This is a genomic window from Methanococcus voltae PS (assembly GCF_024807035.1).
Taxonomy (GTDB): Archaea; AGJL01; Methanococci; order Methanococcales; family Methanococcaceae; genus Methanococcus; species Methanococcus voltae.
Genome location: NZ_JANUCQ010000002.1, coordinates 1 through 24,080 on the forward strand (window position 1 = coordinate 1; position 24,080 = coordinate 24,080).

Genomic DNA, 24,080 nt, shown 5'->3' on the forward strand with positions numbered 1-24,080 from the left:
TTAGGAACTGAAGCTGCTTTAAAATATTTTGAAACTCTTACTGAGTTACCTGACGAACCTATAACTGTAGAATGGGTTGACGGTAAATCAGTATTGGTTTAATCCTTTTTGATGAAACTTTTGAAAAAAGTTTCAAAAGTTTCATTATAATTTTTTAAAATAATTTTTTAAAATTATTAATTCAATTTCTAAAATATCGATAATTTCTAAAATTTCTTTTTTTTTAGGTTCATTTTTAAAATCCAAAATAGTTAATTGACTTATAAACTTGCCCATTATAGAACATATGTTTAAATACGTTTTTTCAAAAGTTTCGTGACGTTCTTCCATTAATTCATCGTTGTAGTTCTTTTTAAATTTTTCAAATTCATAATCCTGCTTAAAATCCTCAAAGTTGCTCAACTGAGGACAAAGAATTATTTTTTAAAAGTTAAATTTTCTATTTTATTTGCAATTACTCCATTATTTATTTTAACATTTAACTTACTTTTTTTAGATTCTTCAAAATCTTCAAAATCTATTAATTCTGCAACATCTTTCACTGCGAATTTATCATTCTCTAATTTTTTTAGATTTTTCATAATATCATGACCTATAAATTAATTAGTTTATTAAATTTACTATATAATTTAGATGTATTTAATAAAATATATAGGTTTAGGATTTAATTCTTTTTTTCACAATTATTTATTGAAAATTCTAGATTTTCTATTTTATTTGCAATTACCCCATTATTTTCCAATACTTGGACATTAAAATTCATAATTTCGTTATCTAATTCATCCCCCAAATTAAATATCTCAAAAGCTTTTTTACCTATCGGGGTTAAGTAGTAATATGTCCTAGGAAATTTATAAGTCCCAGTTACTTCTTTTTTACCTATAATCTTTAATTCATATAATTCTCGAATAGCCCGCCCCAAAGCTCCTTTTGATATTTCAGAAATATCCATTAATTCCCCAAAGTATATCTGTTCATGTTCTTTTATTATTTCCAAAATCTTGCGCATATTTGATTTGGATAGGGATTTTAATATCATACTATACCTTTTTAAATTTTTATTATTTTCATATTAATACATATTTTATTATCATTGTATTAATTTAGCAATAAATAAATTAAATAATATTATTCGTAATATACTATGGATTTACACGTATATACAGTTTGTTATAATGTTAACTGTTATCATAAATGATAACTATTATATAATAGAAGATTATAGAGATATAGATGATAAGTTAGGAAACAATATAGTTTAAAGGGGACGTGTAATGAATAATTTAACGGCATTTAAAATAATAAAAAATGTGGCTAATTACTATAAAGACTTTTTAGAAATTTCTGAAAGAAATGGGGAGCTTAAAATCAAAACAAAAGATATGGGTGAAGTTAGTGGTAACACAAAGCGAGATATTGGATAAAATAGTTGAAAATGGGGGCGTTATTTCTTCAAAGGAACTAAAAAAAGCATATAATTTAAATGAAGGTTCGAGTCATTTATCTTCGCGACTTAAACAACTTCGAAAAAAAGAAATAATTGAAAAAATCGAAGGACCCAATAGACTAGTATTGTACTTTTTAAAAGATTTGTCTTATTTAAATATTATTAAAGATGAAAAAACTAAAAAGTACGTTGAATTTTCACTAACAACTGAAGAATATGGGGAATATAAAAATTTAATGGAATTATACAATATTAAAAATGATAAAGAATTTATTATGGAATTGGTTAAAAAAATTAAATGAAAATAATAAATAAAAACTAAATAAATAATAAATAATTAACAAACTTTTTCAAATTTAAACGGAATTTCAGAACTTAAACATAAAACATAAAACGTCATAAGTTGGATTAAATATGTATATTCAACTTCATTTATTACTTTTAAAGAAAAGCAACTTTCATATAATTGATTTAATACTTTTTTATAGTTTAACTCTTCATTAATTGAACATTCACCGATTAACTCATCTAAAGAATCTATTAATTCCTTTTTACGACTTTTAGAAATAACTTCATTTGGATAGTCTACAAATGGAAGTAATTTATCAAATATTTTATCGTTTAATTTATTTTCTTTCTCTTTTTCTTCTTTCACTTCTGGAAATATCATTTTAAAACACCTTATTTTATTCAAACCCTTTTTACTCGTAAAAATCCTTTGATGGATTTATTTTGCATATATTAATTATTAACTTAGTATGAAATCAAACAAGAACTTCATAAGAAACCCTTTTTATTCACTCCGTTCATAAAAATCCTTTATACTAAAATCTATGATTTTAGATATTTTAAAAATCTTTGATTTTTAAGATCATGGACATAGTGTGTATATATATTTTATTATCCAAGTATAAAATCAAACAAGAACTTTATAAATGGAATTAATGTAAGATTAAGGCCAAAATAACTAAATACTATTTTTAAACCCATCTCCAACAGATTCATAAACAGAATTTTCTTTATTTTCTGATTCCCTTGGTTCTGTTGATACTTTCTTATCATTATTAACAAGAGGCGTAATCTTTTTGACTCGTTTGTAATTATCCAATTTACATTTTTTAAGATTATAATTGAATACTTTTTCAAAATCTGGAAAATAATAATTATGGAATACTGCTAAAATACACAAGTAAACTCCCAAAGTTATTAAACAAGCTTTATACTGTTGAAAACCTATTAAAGATATTTCTAATAGGAATAAAGCTATTAGATACTGTTTAAAGTTTTTATCTACTTTTATGGTCAAAATAACACCTTTTTAAAATTTTACAATTTTTTTGTCCTTATTTTAATATTACATTATAAATTTAATTTTTAATCCCTACCAAATGAAGATATTATTCACAAATTCTTGATACTTTGTTTTATCATGTGTTTTGTAGTCAGACTTTATAAAGTCTAATTTTTGAATCTAATCTTGGACTTTATAAAGTCCCATTGTGCTTTTAATTTAGCAACATAGTTGCTGACGTAAATAGCTACACACTAAAGGTGAAATAATGGGACTATTTAGCAAAAAAGACGATAGCGAACAATTAATACATACACAAAGAGATTTGGTAAGATTCATTGCAAGAGATGAAGTAGAATCTATTAAAAAAGATATAGAATTAGAATCTGTAAAAAAAGACATTAAATACTTAGAAAGAGAACTTTTAGAGTTCAGAATGAATAAAATAGCAAAAGAAACTGTCGAAAAAGATAATTTCTATGAAGAAATTTCAGAACTTAAAAGAAAAGCACCTAAAACAATGTAAAATGTAACTAAGTTTTTAGTTGTTTAACATTTTTAAGTTTAAAATCAATTATCCGCTAAAATATTGTTATTTTACATGATTTAATACTCTTAATTAATAATTAGAATAATATCATTAAATTTGTAAATAATAAACCTACAAAATTACTATTTATTTTAAAATAATAGATAAATAATAGATAAATAACCTCTAAATGTCTTAATGTATGTAATTTCGATAAATTAGATATTACATACTTTAAATTATTGATAAATATAAAATTAAAAATTTAATAATATATAAATTCCAAAATTATCTAGTTAAATAAACTAATATTATATAAAAATTATAAAATAAGATTAAAAATACCAAATAAGGATAAATAGGCATAATTACAAAAGGTGAGTAAAATGGGATATGCACAACCACCAGGATTAGACATTAATCAGTTAAACAATTACAAATTGATGGGTAAAGGATTTTTAACTATTAATGATAAGGTTAAATCTGAAAGAATAGCTTATGTGGAAGTAGATTTATCTATGAAACAAAGTGTAATATCTACTGAAACTAATGAAGGTATCTTAAAGTCAGTGAGTGAAAATATAGACGCAGAGGGTAGTATTACCACCATTAAAGGTACCCATAGGTGTTTTATGGCACTTAACGGTGTAGTACCTCAAACAAGTGCTGAACAAGATGTAGTATCATACTCAGCTACAGGAGTGGCTAAAACTTACGCCACGTTTGGAGAAACTATTTCTGAAATATCTGGAAAACAATTGACTAGCCCTTCGATATTAAGGTTAGAACTTATTGGTTCTCAACCAATAACCCCTGATAAAATATTAATTAAAGGGTTAGACTACTTTGGAAACCCCGTTGAAGAAGAATTGCACTATGAAGCCATAGAAGTAGTTAAGGGTATTACTTTATTCTCAAAAATAACGGAGATAACATTCCCTGCCACTTTGAAAAATGTAACTGCGTCAATAAAGACACTTCCGAGTGTTAGATATGGGAAAATGACTAAAGTACCTAAATTCTCATTGCAATTGGCATTATTTGATACATCAAATAATTATGAATACTTACAATCAGTCCAGGTTAATAACATTATGATACTTGAAAAGCCTAACTTCAAAGCCAGCGGTAAGGAAGAAGCACTTCAAGAGCAAATTAAGTTTATTATTGGAAATGCAAACCACGACATTGTGTTGATTGAAAAATTACCCCCATTGTTAGAGGAATAATTTAAATAATTGCATAATTGGTAATAAAAATTAGTGAAAATTAAGCTAAAATAAATGAAAATTAATATTTTAAAATTTAATGATTTAATATTGAATATATTCATAAAATAAATGAAAATTATGGGATAAAATGGTTACAGTAGAAGAATATTTAAAAAATAGTTCAAAGGAAGTAAAATTACCTTCGGGAGTAGTTTTTAGAATTAAAACGATTAGCACAATAGATGTAATTGAGGCTTTTGAAGACCCCGTAATATTTGCAAAAATGTTCAATGAATCTGAAAATGCAAAAAGCGGAAAAAATAAAGATGTTGGAATGACTAATGCTGAAAAAGGTAGTCTTTTATTCTCTAAAATCCCCCAATTAGTGGAAAATAACATTGTAGAACCTGCGGGTATCAAATGGCACCAATTAACTGGTGAAGACAAAGAATTTTTGGCAAATGAGATTGTTTTAAAACAATTAAATGTTCCAGACGGTATCAGTAACTTTCGTGCGGAATAACAGTAGAAACATAGATTATATAGCAAAACGTTATGGGGTTCTTCCTTCGGATATTCTCGGTATTTCAAGGAATTCTACGCTGTGTTATTCAATTAATTATGCAGTACTGGTTAATTCATTAAACGAAGAATATTCTGAAAAAAGTAAATCTAAAGGTAGTAGTGTTCAAAAGATTTCCAACGATGAACTTATTCAATATCAAAAAGAAATTTCAAATTACTTTTAATCCATTTAGATTAATTCATATTCTATTATAAATTAAATTCTGTTTTAATTTATTAAGAATCCCCATAATTTTCTTAAATTCTATAATTTAAGAAATAAATATAACCTACGGGTGAATACTATGATGTCAATCATACGTGCAATTATGTCATTTTTCTCAAATAATAAAATGAAAAATAAAATTGAATCTACAGGAGAAAGCTTAGTTAAATTTGGGAATAAAACAGGCGATTCTTTTGAAGAAGCTGGAGAAAAAATAGTTTCCAATAAAGACAAGATTAAAGAATTTGGTGAAAAAACAGCGGAAGTAGGTTCACATATGGGGACTATTGGTGAAGGTTTCAACAGTGCGGAAAATCTAATTGGTGGTTCCAATAATAGTACACAATCTCAGGGTTCAAATCAAAGCTCAGGTCAGGGTTCAAATTCTTCTAACTCTTCAGGGATAGGTGGCATGTTTGAAGCTATTGGGGCTAATATGGGCGATATTTCAAATATTCTTATTGCAATTACATCGGTTATAGAATTATGCACTATATTACAACCAGTTTTAGCAGGGATTTTTACCACAATTGCAGGGGTCTCAATACAAGCTTGGTTACCTCCATTATTGGCAGTTGCTGCAGTAGTTGGTACGATAACTATCGCAATAGATGCTTTTAAAAAAGCATGGGAAAAAAATTATGGCGGAATTCGAGAAAAAGTTGAAAAACTTAAAGAAAGTTTTGGGGGAATAGCAGAAAGAATATCCGGAGTTTTTAACAGGGTTGTAGAATATTTAACTTCATTATATGACCAAATAATAAATTCTACCGCAGTACAAGATACTATTATAGCAGTCATTGATTGCCTCCAAACAGGTGCGGACAATTTTACTGAATTTTTCGATTTCATATGTGAAAAAATAGATTCTATGGATTTTTCGTGGATAGATTCATTAATTAGTCAAATTTCAAACTTTTTAACAAATGTACTAACTGGAATACCTCCAGTATTACAATGGTTATCTGAAAATAGTAAAATATGGCTTGAAAAAATTAAAGAAGTCATAAATTGGCTTTTTAAAGCATGGGAAGAAGACTTTGGCGGTATTAGGACTACTATCACAAACTTGGCTAAATCCTTAGCATGGTTTGTAGCCCAAGCATTTAAGGCATTTGAATGGGTATTTAAGGGTATAACATGGCTTTATAATAATTGGGATACAATATGGGCAGATATGTTAAAATCCATCGAGCCAATGGTAGATAATCTGATAAACTTTGCAAAATTCGTTATAAATTTATGGATTAATGTTTCTTCAATTATAAAAGATGCTTGGAATGGTATTTTAGAGTTTGTCGAATCCAGCTTAAATAATATCGTAAATATGGCAAATTCCTTAATACGACGTATCAATGCAGCAGCACTTCCTGGAGTAGAACCTATAAAATTGTTAGAAGAAGTTGATTTTTCCGCATATCAAATAGAATTATCAGGTGCAGATGAACTTAAAAATGCAATAGCCGAGATAGAAAAGCTTAAAACTGAATTTTTCAAGCCTGCACATGAAGGTGAAGACAAAGATAAGGATAAAGAAAAAAATAATATAAATCTTACGATTAATAATCCTCAAATAAAATCATTATCTGAAATGCTGGAGCAGGTCGAAGAATACACTGCGGCTTTAAACTCAGGTGATTTATTATGATGAAAATAAAGGTCAAAACAGATAACCATGAGTTATTAATGGGTGAAAAAGATTTTGAAGTCATATTTTTAGGATTGCCTGGTACTTCAGAAATTAAATCAAAGGTTCATACTTTAAAATCCCCATTTGTTGATGGAGAAATTTATGTGGATAATCAATTAAAACCTTTAAAATTTAAATTGAAAGGTATCATTACAGAAAATATTAAAGAAAACATCAATTTGCTTAGAAAGGTATTCAATCCAAAGAAAAAAGGAACTTTAACATATATTGAAAATGAAATTGAAAAATCAATCGAATTTATAGCAAATGCAGTTCCAAAGTTTGAATACTCAACTTACGATTATCAAAAGTTTTTAGTTGAAATCTATTGCCCCGCTCCAATATTAAAGTCAAAACTAATTAAAAAAGAAGTAACTTCTTCAACGGGTTTGTTTAAATTTCCTTTTTCTACAACCAGCGATGGTGTACCAATGGGAACCCGTTTAAGTTCTACAATCGTTGAAAATAATGGAGATTTAGACGTTGACTATATACTTGTGATTTCAGGACCGATGACTGCACCGATTGAGATTAAAAACAATACAACGAATGAAATTATAAAATTAAGAAAATCTTTAACGGTTCACGAAAAACTAATAATCGATACAAAAAATAAAAATATTGAGCTCTTAACTGAAACTTCAAAGTTAAGAGCTTTTAACTACTTAAATCCAGATTCAAGACTCTTTAAACTTCGAGTGGGTGGAAATGAAATAGAATACACAACTGCAAACGAATCAGAAGTCGGTAATCTATCTATTTCATATAAAGAAAATTATATTTGGTAGTTGATTAAAAATAAGAAAGATTTTGTTTTAAAATAAATATCTTTTATTTTTTTACAAAATAATATTTTAATAAAACACTCGACGTATTTAAAATTATTAAATCTTTATTATAATTCATTAATTCATTAATTCGTTATTTAACGACTAATTAACAATTTAACAATTAAATTTATAAAATATTTCATTTAGGTGATAAAATGGAATTTTCAATGCCATTTGACAGCGTAGGTGCTGACGAAAGGCTTTATAATGCGGAAGATTTTGCAGATTTTTTCAAAATGTTCGTCTCTAATGGAGTAAGTGGTCTTTATGATAATTTGAAAGTTTCTGCAAATGGGCAAAATATGAAAACTTCAGTTAGTGCAGGAACTGCAATGATTAACGGTAAGTATTATAAAAATACTGAAGCCATAGAATTTTCACACATGGCTTTATCCCCCGGGCAAAATAGAATCGATAGAATAGTTTTAAGACTCGATAACTCTGAATCGAATAGAAACATTAAAATAATGCTCCTAACAGGTGAACTTTCTGACAATCCCCAACCACCTATATTAACAAGAAATGACAATATTTATGAACTTTCACTTGCTCAAGTTAAACTTACAGGGGGTAGAAATTATTTAACCACTGAAGATATAATCGATGAAAGAACAGATGAAGCAGTTTGTGGAGTTATGCATTCGTCAAATCAGGAAGAAGCTATTGAAAATTGGTTTGAAGACTTTCAAAATAGAACTGAAATTCATTTATCTCAGTTAAACATGGATAATTTAGTATTAAGAGAAAATATTCGAGAAGTATTATTGGAAAATATAACGCCTGGTGAGGTGATTTATTCAAATAGCATATATGGCTCGGGCAAAAATGGACCTTCTGTATCCCATACTTTTAGCAATACGAACTTAGTGAAAATATCCATTAGCATGACTACAGGATATACTGGTTATGCCCATTTTGCTCTCTATGATGATAATGGTGCAGTATCGTATTCTGCATCATTGGGTGCCGAGAACTCTCAAAAATTAGAAGTGATTAGGGGTATTAAGCCAAATTATAAAGTAGGTATGCATTGTGGTGTAAATGATGATGATAGTCATGGTAGCGCCGGAATTTCAGTATCTTTTGAAACACTAATATAATTTAAAAAAATATTTTATTTTTTATTTTTTAAATATTTTAATAATAATTTAATTAAGGTGTTAAAATGGTAGTATATGACCCAGGAAATTCAAATAATGAAACATCTGATAATTCATTTCCTACAACTAATTTATTATCATATTATAAATTTGATGAGACTTCAGGTACCATTGCTAAAGATGAAACTGGTTTAGATAATGGTACTTATATAAATACAACGTTTGTAAATGGAATAAAAAACGGTGCAGTTAAAACAAGTTCTTCAGGAGGGTATGTTAAAACAACTCCAAAAGATATAAATCGATATTTTACGATTTCTTTATGGTATAATCATCATGTTACAAATTCATATAAGTCATTATATGGTGAAAAAACCTGGTGGAATAGTACAATATCAGATACTTGGAGAGATAGAGTTCGTGTTTCGGTTCTTGATGATAATAAAATACAATTTAAAATTAGAACTATTAACGCTAGTTATGATAATGATTATAATGATGTTTGGTACATTACAAATAATACAATTTCTGAGGGTTGGAACCATATTGTTTGTATTAGGGATAATGAAATTATGAAAATATATATTAATGGTATTGAACAGACTACGACAAGAGGAGTTCACCTTGAATTAAATCAAGAAACTTGTGATTTAAAACCCCAAAAAGATAATATTGCGGGTTTTGGTATTACATGGGGTTCTAACTCTTCTACAATGTATTATGATGTAATAATAGACGAAGCCGCCATATGGAATTGTGCTTTAACTCCAAATCAAATAACTGAGTTATATAATAGCATACGCTCAGATAAAAAACCACCCCTAATTACTTTCGATACAACTCCAATATCAATAAATCAAGACCAAGAGTTTAAAATTAGTGCAAGTGTTACTGATGATTCGGGAGTTAAAGATGTTAAACTTAAAATTACTAATCTAGATAATAATGGTATAAATGAATATATAATGGGTTATAATCCATCAACTACTCAGTATGAGGTTAGTTTATCATTACCTGCGAATATAAACAATTATAATTGCAAGATATTTGCAGAAGATTTTTATGAAAATACAATTGAATCAAGTCCAAAACAAATAACCATTAAAGATACTGAAGAACCCATAATAGTGGTAAATCCAGATACTTTATTAAATGTTGAACCATTAACTCCAATATCAATAATTGCTACAATTACCGATAACATACAAGTTTTAGAAGCAGAAATATATTTAGATGGAACATATTACGATGATTATCAAAGTAAGGAAGGAAATATTTATAATTTCAATTTAAATGGATTGGAACCAGGCACTTATTCAGTTTTAATTAAAGCTAAAGATAGTTCAAATAACCTTGGAACGAGTGTTCCAATAACTTTAGTTGTAATGGATAAAGAACCACCAATAATTACAAATTTTATAGTTGATTCTAAGTTAGATTTAATATATACTGGTGAAACTTACAATATTCCAATGGCTGCAAGAGTAATCGATAGATATTCAGGAGTTAAAGATGTAAAATTACTTATTAATGGTAAAGAAGTAACTTCACTTAATGGTTCAGAAATATATTCAACAATATTAAACCTTAAGAATAAAGGAACATATTCATTAAAGCTTAAAGCTACAGATTTACAAAATAATGTAAGTTATTCTGATGAAATATTTGTAAATATTGTAGAATTGTTTAACATTAGTACGTTAAAAGAAAAATACACAACTGAAAACAGTATTAGACTACCAAGTACTGTTAAAAGTCATTATACTATTAAATCAGTTAAAGCTTTTATAAATAATAAATATTACAAAGATTTAGATTATATTAGTAATAATACCTACCAATTTGAATTAAAAATGGATGAATATCAAGATTATGAAATATATATTCAAGTTGAAGACGTTAATGGAAACTTGGGCTTTTCAAAACCGTTTATAGTCCACCATACCGTACCTGCCAAGGATTACAGAATCCCAATAATTAAAGTATTAAATGGTGATTTTGAAGTTGAAGAAATCCTTGAACCAATTTCTATCATTTGGGATAGAAGTTTCTACGAAGCAGGGACTTTTGAACTTCGTTTACCATTAAATAATAAAGCTTTATCTTTAAAAATGGGCAAATACATTTTAATGAATGATAAAATTGGTAGGATTACTTCGATAAATGATAAAGAAACTTTCTGCGATATTAAAGGAGAAACAGGTTTAGCAATCTTTAAAGATAGGATAATTGTTCCATTATCGGGACAAACTCATGATTCAATAAATTCAAGTGCTGAAACAGTTTTAAAACATTATGTTACGAACTGTTTAAGAGGTTCTGGAGTTTATGAAAAGTTAGTTGTATCTTCCGATAATTCAAGAGGTAAAGCAATTGAATATCAAGCAAGATATGAAAATCTTTATGATACTTTAATTAAAATTGCTCAATTATCGGGTTTAGGTCAGCGAGTATATTATAAAGATGGTTCTTTAATCTATGATATTGTAGAAAGTAAAAATCGGACGTACAATCAAGATATTAATCAAATTGTTGAATTCTCCAATCGTTTTGGTAATATTACCGATGTAGAATATCAAGAAGAGCTCTCAGAGTCTAAAAACTTTATCTACATAGGTGGAAGTGGTGAAGGTCTTAATAGAATTATAAAAACCTACAATAATTCTTCATCTGAAGAATTAAAAGAAGTCTTTTTAGATGCTAAAGACTTAAAAGAAGAAGAGTTGATTAATCGAGGAATTCAACAGTTAAATCAATACAAAGAAAAAATAGTTTTAAAAGGTAAAGTTTTAAATCAACCATTTGAATATGGTTCAGATTGGGACTTAGGCGATGTAGTATCAGTTTATTACGATAAAAGAGATTTATTATTTGATTTAAAAATTGTAAAAGTTCGAGAGGTCTTTGAAATAGATAAAACCTGCATCGAAGTAACTTTTGGAGATGAACCTATTAATATCTTTAGATTAATTAAAGGTAAGTTCTCCGAGTTAGATGCTGTGAAGCATATCTAATTATTTATTATTTACTTTTTTTATAAGTGGGACTAAAAAAACCCGCTTAACTATTAACTTAAATGTTTAATAATTATTCATTTTTATTCATTTCGTTTGCGGGATTACCCTATTTTATATAGTCCCGCACACTAAATTACGGGACTACATATATCGAGGGACTTCGATATATTAACGATATGGGGTGAAATGTTTTTAATCCCGTGTAGTGTGAGTAAACTTTACAGGTCCTTACTAAGCTATGCTCTTTATAGCCCCAACGGAGAATAGTTTACTTGGTGCCTTTTTGAGATTTTCTTTAAAAACTCTTTAAATTAAAAAATAAGTTCAATAAGCCCGTAGATGGATTTTAAAAAAATAAGCATATAAAGTACGTAAATAAAGCTATAAAACTATAAAATAACTACTTTTTTATAATAAGAAACTTAAATAAAACAGATTTTAAAACTAAGCTTAAATAAAACTTCAATAAAAGAATACGCGGAGACCGCGATTTGAACGCGGGTTGAGCAGAGCTCAACGGGATTAGCAGTCCGGAAAGCTGTCAAGCAACTTATTTTTAGTTAGATTGCTAAATGGGGTATTTTTACCAAATTTCAATATCCTAACTCAATAATCCATCGAGATACGTCTTAATTTAATCCGCAGGACTAAAACCGTTGCTTATATCGTGGTCCTGCAACCTGTGAGGAAACTTTTTTTAAAACGATATTTTGTTAGTCCTTAATATTGTGAGTACGTAGGACTATTTTTATATCATAGTAAATATATATTATAACTATTATATGTCAATTTTATTAAGTTATTAGGTATCGTAGATATGTTATTACATATTAGTATATAATACGAGGGAAATTATGGAGTTCAAGATTAATAATGAAATTATAGACAAAATACGGGAAGATTTTAAAAACATTAATTCTCATGAAGAAAATACATATGCTAATTTTATGGATAATGTTAGTAAAATAGTAAAAACTATATTTTCTGAAGAAACTCAATTTATATATGAATTGATTCAAAATGCTGATGATAATACTTACCCAACGGATTCAAAACCATTTTTACGTTTTAAGTTATATAATGATAAACTAATAATTGAAAATAACGAAGTAGGATTTTTAGACGAAAATGTAAAAGCATTATGTAATATTGGGGGTAGTACAAAAAAATCTGGAGATTATATTGGTGAAAAAGGAGTGGGTTTTAAATCAGTATTTGCAATATCTAACTCACCCGAAATCTATTCGAATAATAAAGCATTTAAATTTGATTATAATAAAGAAGAGCCAAAATCTTTATTATATCCTCATAAAATTAATAAAATACCAGATTATGTTCAGGACACATCCATAACAACTATGGTATTACCATTTTCCGTGAATAGGTATAATGAAATTAAAAAATATATGGATATGATTGAATCATCCATATTAATATATTTAAAAAAACTAGAAAGTATAGAAATTTACAATGAAATATATGGGCATAAAAAAGTATATAAAAAAATTAAAGGAGTTAATAACACTCTTAAAATATATGAAAATGAAAAAGAAACCAAATGGAAATTATTTGAAGAAATAATCAACGTTCCTGAAGATATTAACGATGGAAGGGATAATCATCAAACTAAAATATCTATGGCCCTACCATTAATAAATAAATTAGAAACTCAGAAATTTTATAACTATTTACCTATCAAAGACTATGGGTTTAAATTTATAATAAATGCGGATTTTATATTAAACGCAAGTAGGGATGACATCCCAAAAACAGTAAAATGGAATATACATTTAAGAGATAATTTATCAGAAATTTTTGTAAAAAATATTGAAAATTTTAAAGAGGATCCTGATTTAAAATTATTTTATAAATATTTGCCAATAAAACAAGAAATCACAGATAATTTTTTTAAGCCCGTTGTAACGGCAATATATAAACAAATGCAAAAAATAAATTGTATATATACGGAGGATGAAAACTGGAAAAAACCTTCGGAGGTTAAACGTACAAAAAATAAAGATGAAATAAGGGAAATATTAACCAACGAAGAGTTGATGCATCATTTTAAGTTAGAATATTTAAATTCCTCAGTTCAACCAAAATTACTAAAAGAAGTGAGTTCAGAACTTGGATTAGATTTATTTGATGATTATAAATTATTTGATTATCTTAATAATGAAAAAAAAGACAATATTCTTAGAAAAGGAAATGAATGGTTTGTAAATTTATATAAATATTTAGAAGATTCTAAGTTACCTCTTGATTTAATTAAAAAATTACCATTAATACCATTAGAAAATAACACGTTATCTAACTGTAATAAAGATAATATATACTTTCCATTATCTGAATCTAAAGGTTATAGTTTTGAAAATAAATTAAGAATTATTAAAAAAGATATTGGAAATAATAAAGAAGTAACCACATTTTTAAAAAATTATGGCTTAATCGAGCCAAAACCTGAAAACATTGTTAAATCTCATATCTTAAAGTATTATGAAAACTTGGGTGAAAACCCAGTTATAAATGAATCTTTATCTAAATCTTACATAGCTTACATTACAGATAACCTTAATAATATGGATGAAGAATTGTTTGAGGAAATTAAATGGAATTTACTTGTAATAACCGAAGATAATCAATATTGTGTAATAGGAAATACTTATTTATCAAATTATTATAATAATCCAGATTATGGCCAATATTATGATTTAGAAAAATTATTTGAAGGTATAAAAGTACCATTCTTATCTAAAAAATATATGAAAAAAAATAATATAAATAATGTATTAAAATTTAAGGATTTGCATAAAAAATTAAAAGATGTAGAAGGAAATACTAAAAAAAATCGTCAAAAAGCAAAATATAAAAATCAAATTAGTAAAATCATAAATAAAAATACATTAAAAGATGTAGAGTTACTAGATTTCTTTCAAGCGTTCTCAAATTCCATACCTTTAGTTAAAAAAGAAGAGGAAATAGCCCATAAAACACGTGATAAAAATAATTTTAGAAAATATACGAAATTATCTTCCCCAGACATTATTGCAATATTGGATAATATAAATATAGAAAAATCAAAAATTTTATTCAAAATATTGGAAGAAAATCAAGATTATTATATGGATCGTAGTAAATACACTCATAAATTTTTTTATAGAAAATGGAATGAAAAGAAATGTATTTCAGATTGGTATTCTAAATTATTGAATTCAAAATGGATAAATATTAACAGTGAATTAGAATATGCCCAGAATATTTATACGGATAAGGATGAGGGGCTAAAAAAAACACTAGGTAATGACGTTAAATATATCAAAGATATATCAAAAGACTTTGCAGAATTCCTTGGGATTAATAGTGAAATAACCAGTAAATCACTGCTTAATATACTATATTCATTAAATGACAGAAAAGATACAAATACTGATAAATATCGTAAGTATCTAAGTTCACTACAAAAACTTTTTGAAATAAAAGCGGATGACGAATTAATTAAAGAACTAAAAGAAAATTTTAAAGTATATTTACATTCTAAAAATAAATTTTATTCAATGAATGAATTGTACTGGGAAGATTGTAGTTATTTATTTGAAGATTGCATCGGAATTTCTAAAGAATATCCTAAGTTGAAAAATTTATTTGTTAATATATTAAAAATAAATCAAAGAGTCGAAGCTACTATAATTATCAATAAATTAAAAGAAGTATCTAAATTAAAACCCACTTCAGAAAATGAAAATATGATATTCAAATGTTATGAAGAATTAAATACTCAAATAACAAATAAATTGATAAATGAGACGGATTTAAATAAATATCTTGAAAATATTAAATTACTATGTGAAAACGGAAAATTTAAAAAGATTTCTGAAATATATTATGGCGATAATTTCAACCTACAAAAAAAATTTGACAGTGAAAAATTTAATTTTTTAAAATATCCAAAAGATAAAAATATATCAAAATTTTTAGAAAATGTATCTTTCAATAAATTATCTGAAAATGTTCTGGAACAAATTTGTTGTAAGTATGATATTCATGATGAATATTCTAAAAAATATCAAATATTATCAGAATACGTTTGTAGATATTGTTATTGGAAAAAAACGGAATACTACGATAAACTACTTGCAGATAATATTTTGCAGAAAATTTTAAATATCTCAGTAAATACATCTGAAAATCTAAAAGTAAACTACGCTTTAGAAAATGAAAATTACATCGATTATCCCAATATATATGTTTCGAATAATTTTGAAATAATATTGGATAAAAATACCATTCTATCACAAAATTATGAAGAAATAAACAATTTACTATGTAAAAAAATTCAAGAAAAGATTGGACTAGAAAGTTTTGTTAATTATATGTTTTTAAAATCAGAAACGGAAACGGAAAATTATGCATTAAAAAGTGGTGTGAAAAAACTACCTGCGGATAAATTATACGAATTAGACCATATTATATCAAATATGACTACTCCTGAATCAAATATTTCAGAAGTATTACCTAATTCAGTCATCGAACCAATCTCATCCATAAATAAAGTTGAAAATAGTCAGAATCCTGAAAAAATTATAAATAGCACACAATTTAAAGCTTCAGACAAACCAAAAATTACTAAAACTCATACTTCAAAAACTAAAAATATTGATACCGACACGTGTGAAGAAAACTCAAAATCTACAAAAGAATCAATTCGTCTAAACTCCACCACGTCAAATAACAAATCTTCTAAAAAAAATAATTTAAATATTGAAGAATTTGAAGACGTATATTCAGTACCCTTAAGGTATGAAGAATACATCCCTGCGCACGTTGACGAAATTTCATCTAAAACTAAATCTAAAAAACCTAGTTCCATTAAAAATACAAAAGAAAATATAATTGAAACTGGAGAAAAAAATATAAAAGTCGATAAAAAGTATTTAGATGCAATAGGTTATTGGAGCGAACATTATTATTTAAGGATATTATTGGATACTTTGAAAAATACCGATGGAACTATCGATAAAAAATCGGATGGAGAATATATTATATATAAAAATGACCAAGAGTATGCTAAAGTAAGGTGGTTAAATAGCGGTTCAGATGTGGGTGAAGGTCGAGATTTTGATGTAATTGTTAATGGAAAAACATATTATTTCGAAATAAAATCTACTACAACCACCAATGATTGGTTTGATATCTCAAAAAAACAGTGGGATTATGCAAAAATATATGGTGATGATTATATTATAGGATTAGTTTTAAACGCTACAAAAAATAATGCAGTAGCAAAATGGGTTCAAAATCCTTATAAATTATGGCGAGAAGGAAAATTAATAGCAAATCCTGTGAATATTAAATTTTAATAAATATATATCTTATAATTAACCATTCTTTTTTTATTTTTTAATAGATTATAGAATTAAAGAAACGTTATATGCTAATATAAACAAAACCTAAGCTAAGTTCCTACGACGGATAATATATGTAAAAACTTAAATATTTATATTGAAGAAAATGTAGAATGTTTTTTTTAATTTTTTTATCAATATTTTATTTCTATTTTATTATTTTTAAACGATAATTTATTAACTAAATTTATATATTTTAACTCAACTATAATATATTAATTTATTTAGTATTTAAGGGCGTGATAATATTACTGAAGATGGCGGATATTATGCAATAAAAGGTTTTATATATCAATATAACACAACAATTTCCAAAATTTTAGATAACCAGCAAAATCCCACTGAAAAAATATATTTTGAATATGGTGAAGATCTAGAATATGGAGATATGTACATACAAGTAAAACATAAAGAAAAGACAAATTACACACCAAGTACCTTGAAAGAACCTATTGTAAAACAGTTTATTCAATATACTAAGAAAAAAGGAACCTATAAAATTTACTGTTACTTTGGGGAAGTAAACGAAAAAAAATATCGGGGAGGTAAATTATCTTTAGAGCAGTTGAATAAATATTTAGGTGAAGAATCGACTGATTATCCAAAAGACCTAAAGACTAGTTTCTTAGAAAATTTTGAAATAGTTTTTACCAAAGATTATGAAACGGAACTTATGAATTTAATTAATAAGTTAAAAATAACATTTAGTCTACGAAATCATGAAGAAGCAGTTTTAAAACATAGTATGATAGTTAATAAAATTATGGATACTATTGTTAAAAATTCCAAAGAAAATAGATATTTATCATACAATGATATTATATCGTTAACAGAAGATTCTTTTAAATATATATTTACCAACGAATATAAAAAATATACGGATAATGAAAAATATAAAAAATTAATTTATAATAAGTATTTTAAGGAAAAAGGGATGGAAAGTTCACTTATTCGTAGAATATTTGCAATAGAACTAAAAAATCGTAATTTTTCAAGTATCGCAAATACCATAAACAAAATACATAGGAAATATTACACTAACCGAGCAAACGCTATAACTTATATATATCCTGTATTTTGTTTATACGGGGGCGAATGTTCACCCGTAAAAAAAGAACTAATTACTGAATATATGATAAATGATGGATACTTATACCACAATGATGAATTTTGTATTAAAAATATCACTGATAAAATAACGTATTACCAACGATATAACCCTAGAAAAAATACGGATTATAGTAACAAACTATTGGAAAATCAAATAATTATTATAGATGAGAAAAATATTGAAAACTTTATATATTCATTAGATAATTCAAAAGAGTATACTATATATAATTTTTATAAAAATGAGCAACTAGATGTAAAAACAAATTGTCATATAATTAATATACCCATTTTGGTAGATGAAATTGACAATGATATATTAAATATATTAAAATTATGAGGGGATACAAGTGTATGGGGAATTAGAAGCAGAAGTTATTGCAGTTTATCCAAATAAAATATTAATTGAAATAAAAAATTTAAAAAGTCCCAATGAAGCAAATAAATCTTTAAAAATAGGCTCTTATTTGAAAATCTACGACCATAATGACTATTGTATAATTGCAATAATTGAGAATTATGTTATAAAAAATAATCTGGATAATAGCCAGTGTTTAGATGAAGTATATGGTAACGAAAATGAAGGTTCCGTTCCTTTCGGAAGTCAAGAATATATTATAGAAGCATTTCCACTGGGTTGTCTAGATTCTGAAGGGATCTTTAGTAGGGGTACAAGTGATATTGCAATACCGCCTAAAAAAGTGAGCACTGCGAATAATAAAGATGTTCAAAATATTTATAATACGATAGATGAAAATGAAAGATTTACATTTTCGAAATTATCTAGAAGTAAAGATATAACCGTACCGGTAAATGGTAATGACTTTTTTAATAAACATTTTGCAGTAGTTGGCTCAACAGGTTCTGGTAAGTCCCACACTGTTGCAAAAATACTTCAAAAAGCCATTGAATTAAAAGAAAAAGGCAATAAAAAATTAAACAATTCTCATATTTTATTATTTGATATACATTCAGAATATCGTTCTGCATTTCCAAAGTGTAATTATTTAGATATTTCCAAAATATCATTACCTTACTGGCTTATGAATTCTGATGAATTAGAATCGATATTTATAGACAATAGTGAAAATGCATATAATCAAATTGCACAATTTAGGCGAGCAATATTAAAAAACAAGAAAAAATATAATCCTGAACTCAAAGATATTATCACATACGATACACCAGTTTATTTTAGTATGTCTGAAGTTAAAAATTATATATATAATAAAAATCGTGAAGTTATTAGTCATGCAAATGGTGAATTTAAGCCAAAATTAAAAGATAATGGTCAATGCGATCCTTCGGATATCCTTATTGAGGATGACTCGAGATATTTTGAAAAAGAATTTGAGTTCGTAGAAACTAGCACTAGCAAAGGTAGTAAAGCAGTTACAGGGCCTTATTTTAGGAATTTTGAAAAATTTTTATCTAGGTTAGATATTAAAGTAAAGGATAAAAGATTAGATTTTATATTATCCTCAACAAAAAATGGAAAAGTATTACAAACTGAAAACTTGGTTGAATTATTTAAAGATTTTTTAGGATATAATCCAGATAATAAATCAAATATTACAGTAATCGACTTAAGTGGAGTTCCTTTTGAGGTATTATCCATAACAGTTTCAATAATATCCCGGTTAGCTTTTGATTATAGATACCACTGTAAAAAATTATCAGATGCTGATGCCAACGAAATTGAACATTATAATACTCCATTATTATTAGTTTACGAAGAAGCGCATAAATATATCCCGAAAAATTCTAGTGCATTATATAATTCTTGCAAAAATGCAATAGAAAGAATTGCAAAAGAAGGGCGGAAGTATGGAGTGACCTTGGCATTAGTTAGCCAAAGACCTTCAGAAATTGATGAAACAGTATTTTCGCAATGTAATAATTATATCTGTATGCGATTAACTAATCCCAGCGATCAAAGTTATGTTAAAAATTTATTACCTGATATCCTAACTTCAATAACTTCAACTTTACCAATACTTAAATCAGGCGAAGCTTTGCTAATTGGTGATGCTGCTGTACTCCCATCTATTGTTATGATCGAACCGTGTAGTGAAGCCCCTCAATCGATGGATATAAAATATATCCAAGAGTGGAAAAAAGATTGGGTTGACGTATTATTTGAAAACATTATTCAAAATATAAAAAAATAACTTAATTTAATAATTTTTTTTATACGATTTATTTAAAATTATTTAGTATCTTAATGTATTTTATCTTATTGAGGGGGATTATGAAGTTAAATCCAAACGTCAAAAAAAATATTTCGGGATTTGCAGAAAATATAAAGAAAAAATCCGAAGAAAGTTCTTTAAATTCAAAAGATAATTTTTCTGATTATGAATTTTCAGGAGATGCGGAATATACGCAAGCAATGAAATTAAAATCAGATTTACTTAAAAAATATGGGGGAAAGGAATTAGGCGAGGTTTTTGATGGTCAAGAAGTTAAGTCAAAAGAAGGTACTACGTACTGTATTGAAGATAGTTTTAAATGCAAAATAAAAAAACAAGATGTTGAAAATGCAAAAAGGACAATATTATCTGATTTTACTGTAATTAAAGGAATTGCTGAAGCTACGGAATTTAAATTAAAAAATCAAGGTTATGATACACTATATGATTTACAAAATCATGAAAAATTTGGTCATGGCGCAAAAAAGCTAGTAACTTGTATCGAAAAAGAAGGAATATTTGGATTTTTAAACAATCTGCCCAATAATTATTCTAAATCAAGCCCCAATATACTAAGAGCTTCAAAATTTCATGAATTAGATGATTTTATTGTATATGATATTGAAACCATGGGATTAAGTAACGTCCCAATATTTCTTTTTGGAATGTCATATATTACAGAAGACGAAATACATACAAAACAATTTTTTGCACGGAACATTTCGGAAGAAGCTGCTTCTCTGTACCGAACAGTACAAGAAATTAACCAAAAAAACATTTTAGTTACCTTTAATGGAAAAACTTTTGATGTACCCCGAACTAGGGATAGATTAAATTATTATGAATTAAAAAGACCCGAACCTATACAAATGCATTATGACTTGCGCTATTTTTCAAAAAGAGCATGGGGTAATAAACTTGAAAATTGTAAGTTACAAACGGTTGAAAAAGAACTGTTAAACGAGTATAGAAAAGATGACGTACCAAGTTATTTGGTACCCGATTTTTACAAAACATATGATGAATCAAAGAATATTGGTCCAATTGTACCAGTTATAACCCACAATAAAATAGATGTAGTAACATCTGCTAAAATACTTAATTTACTTTGGAACGAGTGGTAATGTGGAAATTAGTAAAATTACAGAGTTTATAATGAGTTTAAACAGTCAAAATCAATCCGATGTAAAAGAGTCAAAATCAATCAATCATTCTAATAATATATCTACTATAAAAAAAATTCCTTCAGAAATGCCTGAATATTATGAAAAAGATTTAAATCTACCCGAAACTCTTCATGAATATCTTGAAGATAATAAACTTAAATTATACACTCACCAAAGTCAGGTATTGGAAAACATACGAAATTCTAATAATGTATTGCTAACCACAAGTACGGCCTCAGGTAAAACTTTAGCATTTAATTTGCCAGTATTTGAAACTTTAATAAATGATAAAGATGCGACTGCATTATATATTTACCCCACAAAAGCTTTAACCAATGACCAAATTCATAATCTAAAAAAAATGGATAGAGATTTAAACTTAGGTATTAATCCGGGAGTATATGATGGAGATACGCCACAATGGGCTAGGAAAAATATTCGAGAAAATAGCCGAATCGTATTAACAAACCCCTACGAATTACATCAAATACTCCAATATCATTCTAAATGGAAAAACTTTTGGAAAAATTTAAAATATATTGTAATTGATGAAGCCCACAGTTATAGGGGTATTTTTGGATCTAATGTAGCCTATTTGATAAGAAGAATGAAAAGAATTTACGAATATTACAATTCTAACCCATTGTATATATTAGCTTCAGCTACTTTGGCAAATTCAAAAGAATTTTCTAAAAATTTAATCGGTGAAGAATTTACGATTATAGATAGCGATGGCTCTCGAAAAAATAGACGATTCTTTATACTATACAATATCCTTAATGAAGATATTCAAGATGATTCTTATAGCTCTGCAATAATAAGTTTATTTAAAAAACACTTCTACAACGATTTAAAAACCATTGGTTTTGTAAAATCTCGAAAAATGGCAGAACTTTATACTCTCTGGGTAAAAGAATCTTTGAAAACTATTGAAGATAAAAATAAAATATCTGTTTATCGAGCCGGTATAGCCGTTCAAAAACGTAAGGAAATAGAAAATGCGTTTAAAACAGGTGATTTAAAAGCTGTAATTTCTACAAATGCATTGGAAGTTGGAATAGATGTCGGTTCTTTAGATTCAGTAATAATGTGCGGATATCCAGGAACTTTAATGTCATTTTGGCAACAAGCAGGAAGAGCGGGGAGAGCGGGGAATGACTCTTCAATAACATTAATTGCAAATGAATATCCATTAGACCAATATGTGGTTACCCATCCAGAAATTTTATTTAATAAATCCACAGAGAATGCAGTAATTAATTTAGAAAATCCTTATATTATTATGGGTCATATTTTATGTGCGGCATCAGAAATACCTTTAAAAACTGAAGAAATAAACAAATATTTCATGGAAGGTTTGGATGAATTTATCGAATATTTATCTGAAGCAGAGCTTTTGCAAAAAACAGCTAAGGGCTGGGTTTATAAAAATACAGTAAGTGCTTCAGAAATAGTTAGTTTAAATTCTATCTTTTCAAATGATTTTATGATAATAGATGAAAATGGAAAATATATTGAATCTTTGGATAAAGAGCGTGCTTTTGGAGAAGCACATACTGGTGCAATATATATAAGTAATTCAGAACAGTATTATATAAGAAAATTGAATTTAAATACCAAAGAAGCAAATGCTATTAAAACAAACGTAGATTATTATACAAAAGCAAGTGCGAGCATATCCGTGGATATTGTTGAAGAATTGGCTAAAAAAGATTATGGTTGTTTTTCAGTACATTACGGGGAAGTAAATGTAATAAAAAGTTATTATATGTATGAAACATTAAAATACGGTACAAAAATAAATATGAAACCATTAGATCTTCCCCCTTTGAGTTTCCAAACTACTGCAATATGGTATAGTTTTAAACCAGAATTTTTTAGAGAGTTGAGTAGTTTCCCATTAGTAGAAATAATTGAAGGACTTCATGGGGTGGAACATGCCATGATTAATATATTTCCAATACATATCTTATGTGACACCAAAGATATTGGAGGATGCTCAATAGCTAATGAAAGTCTTGAGGAATGCCAATTCTTTATATATGATGGTTTTGAGGGCGGTATTGGGTTAGCTGAAAAAGCATTTAAAATACCTGAAAAAATAGCTAAAACAGCATATGAATTAGTTAGGGATTGTAAATGTGATAATGTTTCAGGTTGTCCATCTTGTATTTACTCCCCAAGTTGTGGTTCAGGCAATAATAATTTAAATAAAAAATATTCAAAGGAAATTCTTGAAAAAATAAATGGAATATTTAATAAAATGAATGAATAAGTTTATTTTCAATAAATTTTTATTTTTGAT

20 protein-coding genes are annotated in these 24,080 nt (G+C 26.9%); 15 read left to right on the top strand and 5 right to left on the bottom strand.

The window, feature by feature from the left end; genetic code table 11:
- Positions 1-144: 144 nt before the first annotated feature.
- The 3 genes from M2325_RS03100 to M2325_RS03110 all read right to left on the bottom strand — a co-directional run bounded on the left by M2325_RS03100 (position 145) and on the right by M2325_RS03110 (position 1,039).
- Positions 145-402, bottom strand: coding sequence for a hypothetical protein (locus M2325_RS03100; RefSeq protein WP_209591756.1), 258 nt, complete (start codon positions 400-402; stop codon positions 145-147).
- Positions 403-416: 14 nt separating this feature from the next.
- Positions 417-581 carry a hypothetical protein gene (locus M2325_RS03105; protein ID WP_259050875.1) on the bottom strand — a complete coding sequence of 55 codons (165 nt, stop codon included), beginning with the start codon at positions 579-581 and terminating at the stop codon, positions 417-419.
- 83 nt (positions 582-664) lie between these two features.
- Entirely contained in the window at positions 665-1,039 is a 375-nt protein-coding gene (locus tag M2325_RS03110; protein ID WP_209591758.1) for a winged helix-turn-helix domain-containing protein, read from the bottom strand.
- 235 nt (positions 1,040-1,274) lie between these two features.
- On the opposite strand from M2325_RS03110, the gene M2325_RS03115 reads away from it, so the two are divergent.
- The gene (locus M2325_RS03115; protein WP_209631962.1) at positions 1,275-1,424 is read left to right on the top strand and encodes a hypothetical protein; all 150 of its coding nucleotides are present in this window, start codon (positions 1,275-1,277) and stop codon (positions 1,422-1,424) included.
- Positions 1,396-1,749: a hypothetical protein gene (locus M2325_RS03120; RefSeq protein ID WP_209591760.1), complete on the top strand. Its 354-nt coding sequence runs from the start codon at positions 1,396-1,398 to the stop codon at positions 1,747-1,749. Before M2325_RS03115 ends, M2325_RS03120 begins: the two co-directional genes overlap by 29 nt.
- Positions 1,750-1,784: 35 nt before the next feature.
- Here the strand turns inward: M2325_RS03120 and M2325_RS03125 are convergent, their stop codons facing one another.
- Both M2325_RS03125 and M2325_RS03130 read right to left on the bottom strand, forming a co-directional pair.
- Entirely contained in the window at positions 1,785-2,117 is a 333-nt protein-coding gene (locus tag M2325_RS03125; RefSeq protein WP_259050877.1) for a hypothetical protein, read from the bottom strand.
- A 297-nt stretch (positions 2,118-2,414) separates the two neighbouring features.
- A complete protein-coding gene (locus tag M2325_RS03130) occupies positions 2,415-2,753 on the bottom strand; it encodes a hypothetical protein (RefSeq protein ID WP_259050879.1) in 339 nt (112 codons plus the stop codon).
- Between the two features lie 253 nt (positions 2,754-3,006).
- Here M2325_RS03130 and M2325_RS03135 point away from each other — a divergent pair, with 253 nt between their 5' ends.
- From M2325_RS03135 to M2325_RS03195, 13 genes are all read left to right on the top strand, one after another.
- Positions 3,007-3,264: a hypothetical protein gene (locus M2325_RS03135; protein ID WP_209591763.1), complete on the top strand. Its 258-nt coding sequence runs from the start codon at positions 3,007-3,009 to the stop codon at positions 3,262-3,264.
- 389 nt (positions 3,265-3,653) lie between these two features.
- Complete coding sequence (locus M2325_RS03140) at positions 3,654-4,496, top strand: hypothetical protein (RefSeq protein ID WP_259050881.1); 843 nt, start codon at positions 3,654-3,656, stop codon at positions 4,494-4,496.
- A 130-nt stretch (positions 4,497-4,626) separates the two neighbouring features.
- Positions 4,627-5,001 (top strand): hypothetical protein, encoded by a 375-nt coding sequence (locus M2325_RS03145; protein WP_209591765.1) that lies wholly within the window; start codon positions 4,627-4,629, stop codon positions 4,999-5,001.
- Positions 4,991-5,227 (top strand): hypothetical protein, encoded by a 237-nt coding sequence (locus tag M2325_RS03150; RefSeq protein WP_209591766.1) that lies wholly within the window; start codon positions 4,991-4,993, stop codon positions 5,225-5,227. Before M2325_RS03145 ends, M2325_RS03150 begins: the two co-directional genes overlap by 11 nt.
- Positions 5,228-5,347: 120 nt before the next feature.
- The gene (locus M2325_RS03155; RefSeq protein ID WP_259050889.1) at positions 5,348-6,916 is read left to right on the top strand and encodes a phage tail protein; all 1,569 of its coding nucleotides are present in this window, start codon (positions 5,348-5,350) and stop codon (positions 6,914-6,916) included.
- Positions 6,913-7,746, top strand: a complete 834-nt coding sequence (locus M2325_RS03160) for a phage distal tail protein (protein WP_259050891.1) — start codon at positions 6,913-6,915, stop codon at positions 7,744-7,746. The genes M2325_RS03155 and M2325_RS03160 overlap by 4 nt, the downstream gene beginning before the upstream one ends.
- A 197-nt stretch (positions 7,747-7,943) precedes the next feature.
- Entirely contained in the window at positions 7,944-8,888 is a 945-nt protein-coding gene (locus tag M2325_RS03165) for a hypothetical protein (RefSeq protein ID WP_259050893.1), read from the top strand.
- Positions 8,889-8,953: 65 nt separating this feature from the next.
- Positions 8,954-11,902, top strand: coding sequence for a Gp37-like protein (locus M2325_RS03170; RefSeq protein WP_259050894.1), 2,949 nt, complete (start codon positions 8,954-8,956; stop codon positions 11,900-11,902).
- Positions 11,903-12,759: 857 nt separating this feature from the next.
- Positions 12,760-17,262: a sacsin N-terminal ATP-binding-like domain-containing protein gene (locus M2325_RS03175; protein ID WP_259050896.1), complete on the top strand. Its 4,503-nt coding sequence runs from the start codon at positions 12,760-12,762 to the stop codon at positions 17,260-17,262.
- Between the two features lie 433 nt (positions 17,263-17,695).
- The gene (locus tag M2325_RS03180) at positions 17,696-18,757 is read left to right on the top strand and encodes a hypothetical protein (RefSeq protein WP_259050898.1); all 1,062 of its coding nucleotides are present in this window, start codon (positions 17,696-17,698) and stop codon (positions 18,755-18,757) included.
- 10 nt (positions 18,758-18,767) lie between these two features.
- Positions 18,768-20,588 carry an ATP-binding protein gene (locus tag M2325_RS03185; RefSeq protein WP_259050906.1) on the top strand — a complete coding sequence of 607 codons (1,821 nt, stop codon included), beginning with the start codon at positions 18,768-18,770 and terminating at the stop codon, positions 20,586-20,588.
- Between the two features lie 80 nt (positions 20,589-20,668).
- Positions 20,669-21,733, top strand: coding sequence for a ribonuclease H-like domain-containing protein (locus M2325_RS03190; protein ID WP_259050914.1), 1,065 nt, complete (start codon positions 20,669-20,671; stop codon positions 21,731-21,733).
- 1 nt (position 21,734) lies between these two features.
- Positions 21,735-24,050, top strand: coding sequence for a DEAD/DEAH box helicase (locus M2325_RS03195; protein ID WP_259050929.1), 2,316 nt, complete (start codon positions 21,735-21,737; stop codon positions 24,048-24,050).
- Positions 24,051-24,080: the final 30 nt, after the last annotated feature.